Origin of the sequence: Bacteroides xylanisolvens, assembly GCF_018289135.1 — a bacterium.
GTDB classification, from domain to species: domain Bacteria; phylum Bacteroidota; class Bacteroidia; order Bacteroidales; family Bacteroidaceae; genus Bacteroides; species Bacteroides xylanisolvens.
In genome coordinates, this window is the sequence record NZ_CP072216.1 from 2,789,759 (window position 1) to 2,804,734 (window position 14,976).

The 14,976-nt window shown below is 42.2% G+C and carries 10 protein-coding genes and 1 pseudogene; 5 read left to right on the forward strand and 6 right to left on the reverse strand.

What is annotated here, in order from left to right; all coding sequences use genetic code 11:
* Nucleotides 1-149 precede the first annotated feature (149 nt).
* On the reverse strand, nt 150-2,030 hold the full coding sequence (locus INE92_RS11940; protein WP_015531546.1) for a DUF4980 domain-containing protein: 1,881 nt from the start codon (nt 2,028-2,030) through the stop codon (nt 150-152).
* A gap of 224 nt (nt 2,031-2,254) precedes the next feature.
* On the opposite strand from INE92_RS11940, the gene INE92_RS11945 reads away from it, so the two are divergent.
* Complete coding sequence (locus INE92_RS11945; protein WP_015531547.1) at nt 2,255-3,277, forward strand: helix-turn-helix transcriptional regulator; 1,023 nt, start codon at nt 2,255-2,257, stop codon at nt 3,275-3,277.
* Nucleotides 3,278-3,364: 87 nt separating this feature from the next.
* Here the strand turns inward: INE92_RS11945 and INE92_RS11950 are convergent, their stop codons facing one another.
* Both INE92_RS11950 and INE92_RS11955 read right to left on the reverse strand, forming a co-directional pair.
* A complete protein-coding gene (locus INE92_RS11950; RefSeq protein WP_004321607.1) occupies nt 3,365-4,210 on the reverse strand; it encodes a patatin-like phospholipase family protein in 846 nt (281 codons plus the stop codon).
* Nucleotides 4,191-6,413, reverse strand: coding sequence for a cation:proton antiporter (locus tag INE92_RS11955; RefSeq protein ID WP_015531548.1), 2,223 nt, complete (start codon nt 6,411-6,413; stop codon nt 4,191-4,193). The genes INE92_RS11950 and INE92_RS11955 overlap by 20 nt, the downstream gene beginning before the upstream one ends.
* A 184-nt stretch (nt 6,414-6,597) precedes the next feature.
* Between INE92_RS11955 and INE92_RS11960 the strand changes: the two genes are divergently transcribed.
* The gene (locus INE92_RS11960) at nt 6,598-7,125 is read left to right on the forward strand and encodes a hypothetical protein (RefSeq protein ID WP_004314253.1); all 528 of its coding nucleotides are present in this window, start codon (nt 6,598-6,600) and stop codon (nt 7,123-7,125) included.
* Here INE92_RS11960 and INE92_RS11965 read toward each other — a convergent pair.
* Both INE92_RS11965 and INE92_RS26895 read right to left on the reverse strand, forming a co-directional pair.
* A complete protein-coding gene (locus INE92_RS11965; RefSeq protein ID WP_008025926.1) occupies nt 7,089-7,403 on the reverse strand; it encodes a hypothetical protein in 315 nt (104 codons plus the stop codon). The genes INE92_RS11960 and INE92_RS11965 overlap by 37 nt on opposite strands.
* Nucleotides 7,390-7,614: pseudogene (locus INE92_RS26895) on the reverse strand (hypothetical protein); the annotation flags it as partial. The gene INE92_RS11965 and the pseudogene INE92_RS26895, both read right to left, overlap by 14 nt.
* Nucleotides 7,615-7,747: 133 nt before the next feature.
* On the opposite strand from INE92_RS26895, the gene INE92_RS11975 reads away from it, so the two are divergent.
* Complete coding sequence (locus tag INE92_RS11975) at nt 7,748-8,932, forward strand: C1 family peptidase (protein WP_004314251.1); 1,185 nt, start codon at nt 7,748-7,750, stop codon at nt 8,930-8,932.
* Nucleotides 8,933-9,639: 707 nt separating this feature from the next.
* On the opposite strand, the gene INE92_RS11980 is transcribed toward INE92_RS11975, so the two are convergent.
* Nucleotides 9,640-10,491 carry a helix-turn-helix domain-containing protein gene (locus INE92_RS11980; RefSeq protein WP_004314250.1) on the reverse strand — a complete coding sequence of 284 codons (852 nt, stop codon included), beginning with the start codon at nt 10,489-10,491 and terminating at the stop codon, nt 9,640-9,642.
* 239 nt (nt 10,492-10,730) lie between these two features.
* Here INE92_RS11980 and INE92_RS11985 point away from each other — a divergent pair, with 239 nt between their 5' ends.
* Nucleotides 10,731-12,089, forward strand: a complete 1,359-nt coding sequence (locus INE92_RS11985) for a DUF4925 domain-containing protein (protein ID WP_008644796.1) — start codon at nt 10,731-10,733, stop codon at nt 12,087-12,089.
* A gap of 31 nt (nt 12,090-12,120) precedes the next feature.
* Nucleotides 12,121-14,967 carry a TonB-dependent receptor gene (locus INE92_RS11990; RefSeq protein ID WP_195436362.1) on the forward strand — a complete coding sequence of 949 codons (2,847 nt, stop codon included), beginning with the start codon at nt 12,121-12,123 and terminating at the stop codon, nt 14,965-14,967.
* Nucleotides 14,968-14,976: the final 9 nt, after the last annotated feature.

Consider the following 14,976-nt stretch of genomic DNA (forward strand, 5'->3'; position numbering starts at 1 on the left):
CGGATTTCACATCTGACAGCTACCAAACACCTAATTCTAATCTACAAAACCTAACTTATAAATCTAACCTATGAATCCTTAAAAAGCAATCAATACTTGTTGCTTTCACTGAATCTATGCAAACATCTATTGTGTAACTTCTACTTCTATTATAAACCCAACCGATACGCATTGAATGAATCTACTTGAAATGAACCTCCTTTGCTATAAAAACACATACGGTTGTATGGTTCCGATGGAAAGATAAGATTAGTCATTGCTACCTTTCCTCCATTCAGGAATATTTCTACAGAACATTTATCAACAAAGACATCCAACGTATATTTATTCTCTTTCTTTATCGGTGCCCAGGTAGCTAATGCGAAATCATCTATATAATTGATGGAAGTCGTCTTTCTACGGTCGTGAACCTCTATTTCATGAGGTACACTCTTCTTTCCGAAATCCACGATACCACTTTTCGTCCGGTCCATAACCAATCTCTTTTCCGGAAGATTGAAGTAGATATCCACCTTTTCCCCTTTATCATTAAAGAGGCTGAATCCCATAATCTCCGCTTCCCCGACGGTAATTTCCAATGCCAGTTCATAAGCACCATCATTATCAGCCAATAAAGAATCAATATGATAATCATTGGCAACCGTAAATGCCGGAATTTCTTTCTTTTCTTTTCGCAGAGTCTTTATCTCCGGTACCGGAGCTGCTGAAAGATAAATTTCACCGTCTTGTGTATAAAGACTTAACTCACGCGGCAAAGCGTTAGCACTACGGAATTGCTTTGTCGGAACAATATTACAATATTGCCAGTTACTCATCCAAGGAACAGCAATCGTTCGTTCTCCAGTGTTTGAGAAACAAACGGTAGCATAGTGATCTTTGCCCCAATCCAACCATTTCGTGACATTCGGCTGACTGTCACAACTGAATTTCTTTCCATCAAAGTCTCCTGTAAAGTATTGAGTGGCACTTCCTCCGAAATAACATCCTGGATTGACGTTCACTATCAATGCCCATTTCTTACGGTTCAGATCTCCATCCACCGGAAGTTCCACCATGTCCGGACATTCAAATTGACAAGGTTGTACCCCGTATCCTTCTCCGAAATTACTCATATAGTTCCAGTCCTTCAGATTCTTAGAGTCATAGAAACGCATTTCTTTATCGGCGGAGACAATCATCACCCATTTATCTTCCGGTTCATACCGGAACACTTTTGGGTCACGGAAATCTCTCAAACCATCAGCAGGGCACAAGATGGGGTTCTTCTCATATTTAATAAATGTCCGTCCATTATCCTTGCTAAAAGCAAGACATTGGACCTGCCCGTTTTTGTCACTGGCAGAAGTATAAAAAACCAGGATGCTCTCTACTCCATACCCCGCTACATTCTCCTGATCGACAATAGAGCTGCCGGAAAAGATATGTCCCAATGTATCACGGGCAATAGCTGGGGCCAAATGTTCCCAATGTACAAGGTCCTTACTGACAGAATGTCCCCAATGCATATTTCCCCATTTAGAACCGTAAGGGTTATATTGAAAATACAAATGATATTCTCCATCTTTATACACCAATCCGTTGGCATCATTCATCCAGCCATAGAGAGGAGTATGATGGTAAACAGGGCGGAACTTTTCCGTATTGGCTGTATCAAAAGTATCAGATAGCTTGATTTCTTTCCAGCAAAGTGCATCCTTTGATTTATTACGAACACGGACGGTGGCAGCCTTCGCTCCGGCAGGCAAAGCAAAGGGAACAAAATAGTCCACTTGAGTCTGTGCCAGACGAATATCCATATCGGTATCCGCAGCCTCTCCGGTATCAAGCAGAACCTGACTTTCCGCAGCTTCCTCTTCTATAGGAAGCAATATATAATTAGTCGGATTGGTAATGTGGATGACAGTCAGGCTATCCCCTTTCTGTTCCAAGGTCAACTTGCTTTTAGTGGTGTGGCAATAAGTCAGTCCGTAAGAGACTGCCAATGCAAGTATTGCACCTTTACATAGTTTCATCCAAGGGTTTGTTTTCATGGCAACAAAGTATTCCTAGTTTATACAAGCTTTTAATCCAAAATAGACGAAGGCAAAGATAGGGGGTATCTTCGCCTTCGCCTATAAACTTTGTTTCAAAGGGTATCAAATTTGATACAAATCCTAAGAATTTTCTTTTATCATCCAAGAATAAAGACCTGTAACCTCTTTGTTTTCCTGAATTTATTTTTCTACTTTTGAAGCCAATCTTTATTCTTCTACTTATGCCAGCAAATAGAAATGCCTTAATCCGTTATAAAACAATTGATAACTGTCTGCGTAATCCTTATCGACGCTGGACGTTGGAAGATTTGGTAGATGCTTGCTCGGATGCCCTTTATGAATACGAAGGCATCGATAAAGGCATAAGCAAACGTACGGTACAAATGGATATACAGATGATGCGCAGCGAGAAGCTGGGTTATAACGCTCCGATTGTGGTGTACGAAAATAAATACTATAAATACGAAGATCCGGAATACAGCATTACACAAACTCCGCTGAACGAACAAGACCTGAAAACGATGTCGGAAGCAGTGGAAGTGTTGAGGCAGTTTAAAGGCTTCTCCTATTTTACGGAAATGAGCGATATTATCAACCGCCTGGAAGATCACGTTGCTTCTGCCCGGATGAAAACCACTCCTGTCATTGACTTTGAAAAGAATGAATCATTGAAAGGACTGGATTATCTGGATACGATCTATCACGCGATTGTAAACGAGCATCCGATACAGCTCAAATATCGTTCGTTCAAGGCACGTTCGGCCAACAGCTTTATTTTTTATCCTTATCTATTAAAAGAGTATCGCAACCGATGGTTCGTTTATGGTGTCAGAGGAAACGGACGGATCTTGCAAAATTTAGCTTTGGACAGAATACAATCATTGGAGGTTCTGCCACAAGAACATTACATAAAAAATACGTTCTTCGATCCGAACACGTTCTTCGATGATCTGGTAGGAGTCACTAAAAACACTGGAAGTGTAGCGGAGAAAGTCGGTTTCAAGGTAGCGGCTGCCGAAGCACCTTACATCATAACCAAGCCTATACACCGCAGCCAGCAAGTGGTGGAAAGATTAGCTGACGGAAGTGTCATACTGGAAATTGAAGTCGTCATCAACCATGAGTTAGAACGAGTATTCTTCGGATATGCCGAGGGAATACAAGTTCTTTATCCGAAGACTCTGGTAGAATTGATGGGTAGGAAACTAAAAAAGGCTGCTGAACAATATACCCATTCGAAATGAAAAGGGAACACGCCCAATTATCCTATCTGACATTCAAGAAAAACAAAAAAGCATGGAGAGCCTGTCTATTGTTCAACTATGGAAACTTTATTCTTCAAGTAAGGCTCTCGCACATTCGTACCCTTCCTGATAAAACTCTGTCAGCTTTTGCACATCTTTCTCGATGCGGTCTACGGCTACAGGTTTTAACGGGCGAATAACAATAATCTGTCCTTCATCCTCCATGCGCTCTACCATTTCCAACTGCTCATTATAAACAGCACACCGCCGACTTAACGCTTCGCGCAACTTCGGATATTTCCGATATACAAATGAAGGGATACGAATGTCTTTCGAATCTTTCCGATACCCTCGGTTACGGGTGAGTACCACAACATTTCTCGTGCAGCCATCCGTAATGGCTCTTTGCAAAGGAATGGAATCTACAATTCCTCCGTCGAGCATGGGAACCCCGTCTACATAAGTAATAGGACATACAAAAGGGAGACTGCTGGATGCGCGGACAATATCAATCACCCTGCGACTGTCTTTTTTCTCTTCGAAATAGTTGGCTTCTCCCGTGATGCAATTCGTAGTCACCATCACAAAACGTTCCGGTGAAGCAAAATATGTTTCATAATCGTAAGGAAGAATATGTTCGGGGAATTCATTGAATAACAGATCAAAGTCCAGTATATTACGCTTTTTGAGCAAATGTTTCAGACCGATATAATCATACTTCTCCAACAAGTCAATGTTGCTGTACTTGGCACGTCCCCGTTGCCGTGATGCATACGACAACCCGTTGCACGCACCGGCAGACACTCCTATCGCATAGGGAAACCGGATATCGTGATCCATAAAATAATCAAGCACACCGCAGGTGAATACTCCACGCATTCCCCCGCCTTCCAACACTAATCCCGTAGATTCATCAATTTTCAAGTCCTTCATTTTTATCTCCCGTATTCTTATTCCGGCGGATTACCAGCAAAGATGACAATTCACGCATCACAGCCTCATCCTCGGATAATTTCGTATAAGAAAGATGGCTCATTATCAATAACCCGTCTTTCTCTTCAGTCACTAAATCTTCTACTCCCGCAAACCACACTATCATCGTTTGTTCCGGATAACGCACCTGCAAATCGTCAATGCGTCCACGGAACTCTTCATCGTCCGTATCAAAAAGGAAAAGACGTACCGAGTGTCCGTTCTGCAACATCTTATCCAAATAGGAAAAAAGAAACAGATCAATCATTCCGCCGAATACGAAACTGACCGTCGTGCCTTCCCGATACTGACGATTGACAAATACGGCCACCGGACACTTCACCTGCTCCATAATCTCATCAATCTTATCCCGGAAGAGCGTTAACCATAAAATTGCTCCCGGAGTTCCCGGCATATCCGAACGATAATGACTCCCGGCTCCCAAAAGCAGCATATCAGGATGTTCGTTACGGACAAAGTGGATGATTTCCTGTACAAGTTTGTCTGTCACCCGATAATGGTTATCTACCTGGATATTCAATTTCGCTGCCTGTTGATTGAGCAAAGCAAAACTCTCGCTGGCATAATGTTCGGCATTCAACGGATTCAGATCCGTGCCCACCGTATAGTGTGCTGCAATCAAATGATTTTTCTTCAACTGCTTCCCAAATAACAAATCATAAATGGAAAGCAACACACGCCCGGATTCCGGACGCCCGAAACAAAATATCAATTTGTGCTTCAAAGATAATTTTTCTTCCCGACGTACGAAAATATGTTCCACCAAATGAAGCAAAGGAGTAGTCATAAAGGTCGTAACTAGCGCCATAATGACCAAAATTACAAATATAGAAGGAGGAAGAACTCCCATTTCATAACCGATATTCAAAGCGACAAGCTCCATTAATCCCCGTGTATTCATCAATGTCCCTATCGTCAGACTATCCTTCCACGACTCACCCACCAAACGGGCGGCAATGGCACATCCACCCAGTTTGCCGACAACAGCAACCGTCACCAACAGTAAACATACCATCCACAACTCCGGACTGTTTATCAAACCGATTTCCGTGCGCAATCCGGTGAAGGCAAAGAACAGAGGTAAAAAGAAGACTAATGAAATATCTTCCACCTTCTCCATCATCACCTTCCGGAAACCCAGATTGGACGGCATCACTAGCCCTGCCATAAAGGCTCCGAATAGTGCATGAATACCAATAATTTCGGTCAGACAAGAAGAAATAATAAGAATGAGCAGAATAAATGCCACGAATGTTTTATTGATTGCTTCCCGGTTGGCATATACTTCTCCCACTTTCTTCAGAAATGGGCGAACGACCAAAAACATGACCGCAATATAGACAACTGCCAGCCCCACTGAATAAAGTGCACTGGCAAAACTTCCTGCTTTGGAGATAGCAATCACCACTGCCAACAGACACCAGGCTGTCACATCATCATTGGCAGCGGAAGCAATGGTCAGCGTCCCTAAAGGAGTCTTCGTCATATTCCGCTCCTGAATGATGCGCGCCAATACCGGAAAAGCGGTGATACTCATAGAAATACCTATAAACAAAGCAAATGGAAGAAACGGAGTTTGGGCAGCTGCATATTCTTCGTACACCCAGTAAGAAGACAAGATGCCCAGAAAGAAGGGTACTAGGATTCCGGCATGGCTAATCACCAGCGTTTCATTGATTTTATTTTTCAGTACACTGAAATCCAGCTCCATACCGATGACAAACATAAAAAGGATCAGTCCCACCTGACTCAACAGTTCAAGATTGGTAAGCGAGTGTGCCGGAAAAAGGAAATGAAAAGCATCCGGAAAGAAAAAGCCGAGTACGGAAGGTCCTAACACAATACCGGCAACAATCTCTCCAATCACTCCCGGTTGCCCGATCAGACTGAACAAATAGCCAAAAAGACGCACCATCAGCAGTACGGCTATAATCTGAATCAACAAGGTAGTGAGCGGATGATGAAGATTATCCTGTATAAACTGGAGAAACATAGTGAATGGATTCCCCTGTACCATGTTCTGCGCATTTACCGCATAGTGCGAAAACCGGTCACCCTCTTCAATAGCAACATAAATCAACCCTCCAAACAGGAGTAACATCAGTACATAAATGACATAATTCTTCCGGGCCCTGTTCCGCATAAACTTTATTTTTACGATTTGTGCATATTTATGGTAAAAACAAACGAAAAAGGCAGATAGTTTGGCGAAAATAACAAATTCTCAAACAAAATCTTGTTTTTTTGCTTCAATCTATGTAACTTTAGGCTAGCTTAATTGTTTAAGGAGGAAAAAATCAAAAAAGTCCTGCCCGCAGGCAAGCACCATGAGAATACAGTTTGAGATTAAAGAAAATTTGCCGGAAATTATCGAAGAAATCTTACACTCTGATAAGTGGCAAACTTCCGTGAAGGAAGAACTGAGCGGTCGGACGACCGTTGTGATCCGTGACCAAGCGTATGGTTCAGAAGCTACCATTGAAATTTATGCTACATCTATTGAAATCAAAACCGCATGGTCAAAGTACTCCTATCGTATATTTGTAACCAACGATATCGTATGGTGCGAATATAACGGTGCCTATCGTGGTCTGTTGGAACAAGTGCTCCTACCTACTATTACTCCTAAAGAAAACCTGCTCAATTCTGACGTGACTGAAAGTTCGCTCTACGGAAATGAGCATAAGAAATTGAGAGAGTATGCAGAAGATAACCTGAAACTGAAACAATTCCGCAGGGAAAACTTCAATGAACAGAAGAATGGAACCGCTCCATTCGATCATCCCAAGCGTGTGTATGATGAGTTTATTAAAGAAGATTATGTAGTAGCACCCAAAGAAGAAGAGAACAAATAATCTGTACTTAATGCTTTACCTTGTGCCATCGTATTGGCACTCCAGTGCCACCATATTGACACAGTCGTGCCAGTAAGGTGGCATGATTGTGCCAATAAAAAAGGTTGAACAATTATCAAACGCTCTCTCTCATAAATTTTATAGCCGTACCCACTACCTCCAACCCGGGTCACTTCCAAACGGTATCTATTTACCGGATGCACATACACATACATGATTCCCACTAAAAGCAGTAAGACAAAGCAACTAACACCTATTACTTTTTTATTTCTCTTCATATTCGTATGGTTTCAACTCCCAGGTATCATCGTAATAATAAGTGGAAGATCCTCCTGTAGCTATAATTCCCCGTTTTCCGGTAGAAAAACATACAGCTTTCGAGCGTGTGCTTCCTTCGAAATCGGTCAAATCCTCCCCATCTCACAGGTCTGTCAAAGGGTCGTAAATCCAGTAGTTAGAGCGGTAACTGCTTCCTGCAGTCTGTCCTGATCTCAATTTTCCTTTATCTTCCTCTGTGTCCTCTGCGTCCTCTGTGGTGAAATAATCTGTGTAAATCTGTGTAATCTGTGGTGAAACTTTCCTATATTTGTAGCCAAAACAATTTAATATTAATTTCATAGGAATGAAAAAGACAATCCTTATTGCTGCTTTAGGCTTGTTCAGCCTAAACATCATGGCACAAGATGCAAAACCTGAAGAAGGTTTTGTTTTCACGACAGTGAAAGAAAACCCGATTACTTCTATCAAGAATCAAAATCGTTCGAGCACTTGCTGGAGTTTCTCAACTCTCGGATTCATTGAATCAGAATTGCTTCGCTTAGGTAAAGGCGAGTATGACCTGTCTGAAATGTTTGTCGTACACAAAACGATGCAGGATCGCGGAGTAAACTATGTACGCTATCATGGTGACAGTTCTTTCTCCCCGGGCGGAAGTTTTTATGATGTAATGTACTGCATCAAGAATTATGGTATTGTTCCTCAAGAGGTGATGCCGGGTATCATGTACGGTGACACGTTGCCGGTGCATAACGAACTGGATGCTGTTGCTTCCGGTTACATCAATGCTATTGCGAAAGGTAAGTTGAGCAAACTGACTCCGGTATGGAAAAACGGACTAAGCGCTATTTATGATACTTATCTGGGAGCATGCCCGGAGAAGTTCACATACAAAGGCAAAGAATATACTCCGAAGACTTTTTCTGAATCACTGGGATTGAACTGTGACGACTATGTATCACTGACTTCTTATACACATCATCCATTCTATTCTCAATTCGCAATCGAGATTCAGGATAATTGGCGCAATGGTTTATCCTACAACCTGCCTATCGAAGAGCTGATGGCTGTAATGGACAATGCTGTAAAGAAAGGTTATACTTTTGCATGGGGTAGTGACGTCAGCGAACAGGGATTCACACGTGACGGTATCGCCGTTATGCCAGATGTAAACAAAGAATCTGAACTTTCCGGTTCGGATATGGCTCGCTGGACCGGCCTGACTGCTGCTAACAAACGTCAAATGATGACAACCAAACCATACCCGGAAATCGACGTCACTCAAGAAATGCGCCAAGTTGCTTTCGACAATTGGGAAACTACGGACGACCACGGAATGGTAATCTACGGTATCGCTAAAGACCAAAACGGAAAAGAATACTTCATGGTGAAGAATTCTTGGGGTAAATCAGGCAAATACAATGGTATCTGGTATGCTTCCAAAGCATTCGTTGCTTACAAGACTATGAATATTCTTGTACACAAAGACGCACTGCCTAAAGAGATTGCTAAAAAACTGGGAATCAAATAAACGAGTACCCATCCTTTATAAATAAAAAGCCTCATTAGCTACGAATAGCTTCTGAGGCTTTTTTAAGCAGTTATTTTCCGGGATTACTCCATGTTATCGAAACAAAAGTAAGACTGCAGCTTTTTTCCTCCAAATAGAATCGACCAAAGAACGGATTTCAACGGTAAACAGTTTTGTTCTATTTTTAAGATTCTACCGTTTGACAGTGGCTATGAATCAAATCAAGCAGAGAATAAAATGCATAAATTAATGCAAGATTATACACATACAGCCCCTTATTATGCATAAATACAAGAAAAAACAGACGGTCTTTATGGTATAAATGCACCCTTGCTTTTAATGAAACGCAGGCTTGGTCGGTGAGAAACGCATCCTTGCTCACCGACCAAGCCAGCGTTCATCGGTGAGAAAGGATTTTTGGGCTGAAAGAAGAGCCATTTCCAAGTTATTTCACTTCAGAATCCATTGATTCTTTATATAGCAAATAGCTATATAATAGGAAAAGAATCATTCATTTACTCCGACTCTGAAAGCAAATAAGTACCAAAAAGATCTTCCATCAGCAAAGCGCTGTCTTTTCGCATTTCCCTGATACATATTTAAGCGATTTTTTATCAACCTCTTGCATACCGGCTCTGATTGACAGCAGGGAGAAGGTATAAAACATCCCATTTTTATGTATAGTCCAATTTTAAGCAGACGCAGATTTATTTCTCGCGATATTCCAGCGGAGTCATCTTCACCTTTTTACGAAAGTATTTATTGAAAAAAGAATGATTGTTAAAGCCTAACGAGAAAGCTATTTCTTTCACCGGCAACCGGGTGGTTTTCAATTGGGCCTTCGCATTCATAATAATAATTTCTGTAATGATTGCCAACGGACTGTATCCGCTTGCCCGACGGATGGCACTTGAGAAATGTGCCGCAGTAACCCCACACTTCTCCGCATAAAACGCCACTTCATGCTCTTTAGTATAATGAGCCATCAACAACTGTATAAACTGCCTGTACAACTCCTGTTCTCTTCTCAAAGGTTCATCGAGTTTCTTGCCATAGCGTTTATACAATTCTTTCGTTCCCTGCAAAAAAATAGCCAGTACGGAACGTATGATCTCTTTATTTTCTAATGAATGTGGGAGTGTATAAGCACGAATCAGTAAAAGATATACATTCCGGTATAAGCCGGCAACATCCTCTTGCAGAGAAATGACCGGACTGTTCAATATCATAGGCATAAAGTCCAGCAGGATTTCCACATAATTGCCCGAAAGCATAAAATCGGACGAGAAACCGGCAAAAGAAATACGGGTATCGGACGAAACTTCGTGTATCTGAATGAATGAATTAGGAAGAACAACGATGAAATCATTCTTACGAATGACAATCTCCAACAAATTAATGGTAGCTCTGACCATCCCTTCCGTACAAAGCACAAAGACACCGGCTTTTATTTTACAGGGGAAATTACCATAGTAGTTTAAGATATCTCCGGTGATACTGTCATCTGCTATAAAATCAACCGGAAGGTCAAATTTAGGAAAGGATTCGTTAGTTGTCATCGTCAGTTCTTTTTTAATTTACCAAAAATATCCATTTCATCCGGATTCCGGGCAACAAGTTCAAAAATGGTATATTATATCCTACAAATAGAACATTATTTTCTTCTTTATTAGGATTGTATTTAAGAAAATAGCAAATATAGAATATTGAATCCCAAGAATGGAGCTTGACGGCAGTCACCTATTAGCCGTACTTTGCATCGTTTTAATAAATATGTTGAAATAAAACCTAGAAGAGAATGAGAACTTTAAAAAGACTTTTTTATGTAGCTTGTACGGCTTTCCTCCTTACATCTTGCGAGGAAACCTATAATGACAAGCTATTCTGGCCGGGTGAACTCTGCCAGGAGTATGGCTCATACATCAAACCGGCTACCTTAAACCTGACCTACAGCGGGGAGAAACTCGTTGGAAAAACTGTCGACTTTAAAACAGAAGACAGTGAAAAAGGAACCTTGACACTGAATGACATTATCCCGGGAGAGAAACAAACTCCTCTTCCAATCAGTCTGTGCGAACAGGAAGACTCTTATACATTTAGCGGCAAAAACGTCACGATGGGAGGAGCAACCGTGACATACAGCGGTGCCATCACTCCAAAAACAATGAAACTGGATTTGGACGTAGTAATACCGCAAAGTAAATGGAAGAAAAGTTATGGCATATCCAATTTCACTAAAGGAAAGAAAATGACTGTCACTTACAGCGGAGGGCAATATGTATGGAAAGAAACGAATGAAATCTTAACCGGAGGATTTTATGTCCATCTGGATGACGTGGAACTGACCAAAGCGGGCAGTACACTGTTTTTAAGGATGAAACTGATTCAAAATGCACTTTGCTATTTCATACCGCAACTTCTTCAGACAATCACCCTACAACCCGACGGTAACCTTGTAGCCAATTATACGACGAGTCCCGTTTACATCGGCAGCGTACCGATCAATAACATAGATCCGGATAAAGACGTCGGTACCATCGCAACATTTGTCACCAAGTTTATGATTGGTTTACTGACGGAAAAAGATATCAATAATGCATTGACAGACCGTACGTGGACCGCTTCACCAATTAATCTAATCACCTGGACAGAGGAGAGCGATAGACTTAAAATAAACCTGAACTTACCGGCAATTATCAGTCTGGCAACCAAGGACGGTGAAACTCCTATCGATTCAGGACTGGTTTCCGGAATTATGGAAGCTCTTGCCCAATCCAATCCTGTACAACTGAAACTGTTGCTCGGAATCGTAAACTCCATGATCGACAATCCATTGCTCGGTATCATAACCAGCATGGATACGGCGAGCTTCCAGCAGGTATTCTACTTACTGACTGAAGGAATTATCTTTCATATAGAAGAGGAAGACGGACATACCCATCTTTACTTAACCAAAGAGTCGACAACTGCTTTCATTCAATTATTGCCCGGACTGCAACCAATAGTGGAAGGAATGTTGCCGGAAAGCATGGCCAACAATACTGTATTTAAAAACCTGCTCGGACTTCTCATGGGAAATGACGAAAACGGTCTGCCGGTTTTATGGAATGCAGCCAATACTATTGACTTAGGATTGGATCTTCTGCCACAAGAATAAACATCAACTATGAATATCAAAAAAGAAAACAATGAAGAAAATATATATTCTAACTTTGCTACTATGCTTCACCAGCCTTGGGAGTAGTTTTGCCCAAACGCTGAAAGGACATATATATGATGCAAATACCAATGAGCCATTGGTGGGAGCAGCCGTTACGTATAAGTTACAGGGTAACCAGGGAGTAGTGTCCGACATCCATGGGGCTTATGAAATCAAACTGCCCGAAGGGGGTGTCGATCTCGTATTCAGTTATGTGGGCTACGAAGATGTACTGATGCCGATCGTAATCGACAGACGTGAGGTAATCACCAAAAACGTCTACATGAAAGAAAGCACCAAACTGTTGGAGGAAGTCGTGGTCAGCGCCGGACGTTTTGAACAGAAATTGAGTAATGTCACAGTTTCCATGGATGTAGTGAAAGCCGGTGACATTGCCCGCCAGGCACCAACAGATATATCGTCTACCCTCCGCACTCTTCCGGGAGTGGATATTGTAGACAAACAACCTTCCATACGTGGTGGTAGCGGATGGACATACGGAGTAGGTGCACGTAGTCAGATTCTGGTGGATGGTATGAGTACCCTGAATCCCAAGACAGGCGAAATCAACTGGAACACCGTACCTTTGGAGAATATCGAGCAGATTGAAGTAATCAAAGGAGCCTCTTCCGTTTTATATGGTTCATCGGCTTTGAATGGTATCATCAATATCCGCACCGCACGTCCGGGGTTAGCTCCGAAAACACGTTTCAGCGCATATCTCGGTATCTATGGCGACGCGGAGAATGACGAATACCAATGGAGTGACAAGAGTTTCTGGAAAGAAGATAAATATTCGGTCAAACCGATTCTGCGCGGAAATCTTCTTAGTGGTGTGCGTAATCCGATTTACGAAGGATTCGATCTCTCCCACGCCCGTCGTATCGGTAATTTCGACGTCAGTGGCAGCCTTAATCTTTTCACCGATGAAGGATACCGCCAGCAAGGATATAACAAACGTTTCCGCATGGGAGGTAACCTAACCTATCACCAACCGGACATGGGAATGAAACTGTTGAACTATGGTTTTAATATCGATTTCCTGTCTAATCAATATGGTGACTTTTTTATCTGGCGTTCACCGACAGAGGTGTACAAGCCCTCTCCTTTCACCAACATGGGCAGGGAAGATAATAATTTCCATATCGACCCGTTTGTCAACTATGTGAATCCGGAAAACGGTACGTCACATAAGATCAAGGGACGTTTCTATTATAGTGCCGACAATATCGTACGTCCTAACCAGGGAGCATCCATCATGGATATTCTGGGCAATATGGGGACAGATGCCCAAACGATACAGAATATTGCAGGCGGTGATTACAGCTCGCTCTATCCGGCATTGGTGGGAATCGGTTCAGGACTAATCAATGGTAATCTGGAAGACGCCATGAATGGAGTATTCACTTCATTAGGCAATATCTTCCCTAACGCGACGACTGCCGATTATTGTGATCTGATTTCCTGGGTGATGGACAGCGGGCTACCCAGTGATTTGGGAGGACTGACAAACGGACAATTGCCTGGTGATCTGATTCCCTGGGTGTCCGACGTACTCAATCCTTCACGAAATACTCCTAAGACGCAGACTGATAAAAGCACTAACTATTATCTCGATTATCAGTTCAACAAGAAATGGGACAGTGGCGCACAAATCACTACCGGAGCCACTTATGAGCATGTACGGTATAATTCGGCCATCATGGACGAAGTCTACAAAAGCGATAACATAGCTGCTTTCTTCCAGTACGACCAACGTTTCTGGGACCGTCTAAGCGTATCTGCCGGTGTGCGTGCCGAATACTATCGTGTAAACAATCACCATCGTGAAGCAGAAACAAAGATATTCGGAACTAAAGTTCCATTCCGCCCCGTGTTCCGTGCCGGATTGAACTATCAGTTGGCAGATTACAGTTTTATCCGTGCCAGCTTCGGACAAGGCTACCGTAACCCGTCCATCAATGAGAAATACCTGCGCAAGGATATCGGAGGAGTCGGCGTTTACCCGAATCTGGATATCAAACCGGAAAAAGGGTTTAATGCGGAATTGGGATTCAAGCAAGGGTATAAGATTGGCAATTTCCAGGGATTTGTAGATGTTGCAGGATTCTATACGCAATATAAGGATATGGTCGAATTCCAGTTCGGACTATTCAATAATGCGGACTATACGATGATTAACAGCATCAGTGATGCCATCCGGATGATAACCGATGGTCAAGGTTTCGGAATCGGAGCACAGTTTCATAACGTATCGAAAGCACAAATCTATGGAGTGGAAATATCGACAAACGGTGTTTATAACTTCAATAAGAACACAAAGTTGTTCTATAATTTAGGGTATGTATACACCGAACCCCGTGATGCGGATTATAAGGAACGCAATGATGCGGAGGATCTTTATACTGATCCTCTTCAAATGAAAGAAAAATCTAACACCGGAAAGTACCTGAAGTATCGTCCGAAACACAGTTTTAAAGCGACAGTAGATTTCCAGTGGAAACGTATCAATCTGGGTGCGAACGTTGCCTGGAAGAGTAAAATCCTCGCAGTGGATTACCTGATGATGGATGAACGTCCGAAAGCACAACTCGACTTGATGGATTACGTTCGCGGCATCGCTTTCGGTTATTCTAAAGGAGAAACACTTGCTACTTACTGGAACAAACATAACACGCCCTATGCTACCGTTGATTTGCGCTTCGGAGTAAAAGTAACGAAAGAAGTAGCTTTCCAATTCATGGTAAATAACCTGTTTAACAAAGAATACAGCTACCGCCCGATGGCAGTTGCCGCTCCACGTACTTTCGTACTGAAAATGGACGTCACTTTCTAAATAAAAAGA

Bases quoted from the DNA above. Each gene is read 5' to 3' on its own strand.
- INE92_RS11950 (WP_004321607.1), bottom strand. From the start codon at position 4,210: ATGAAGGACTTGAAAATTGATGAATCTACGGGATTAGTGTTGGAAGGC.
- INE92_RS11955 (WP_015531548.1), bottom strand. From the start codon at position 6,413: ATGCGGAACAGGGCCCGGAAGAATTATGTCATTTATGTACTGATGTTA.
- INE92_RS11940 (WP_015531546.1), bottom strand. From the start codon at position 2,030: ATGAAAACAAACCCTTGGATGAAACTATGTAAAGGTGCAATACTTGCA.
- INE92_RS11985 (WP_008644796.1), top strand. From the start codon at position 10,731: ATGAGAACTTTAAAAAGACTTTTTTATGTAGCTTGTACGGCTTTCCTC.
- INE92_RS11980 (WP_004314250.1), bottom strand. From the start codon at position 10,491: ATGACAACTAACGAATCCTTTCCTAAATTTGACCTTCCGGTTGATTTT.
- INE92_RS11965 (WP_008025926.1), bottom strand. From the start codon at position 7,403: ATGAAGAGAAATAAAAAAGTAATAGGTGTTAGTTGCTTTGTCTTACTG.
- INE92_RS11990 (WP_195436362.1), top strand. From the start codon at position 12,121: ATGAAGAAAATATATATTCTAACTTTGCTACTATGCTTCACCAGCCTT.
- INE92_RS11945 (WP_015531547.1), top strand. From the start codon at position 2,255: ATGCCAGCAAATAGAAATGCCTTAATCCGTTATAAAACAATTGATAAC.
- INE92_RS11975 (WP_004314251.1), top strand. From the start codon at position 7,748: ATGAAAAAGACAATCCTTATTGCTGCTTTAGGCTTGTTCAGCCTAAAC.
- INE92_RS11960 (WP_004314253.1), top strand. From the start codon at position 6,598: ATGAGAATACAGTTTGAGATTAAAGAAAATTTGCCGGAAATTATCGAA.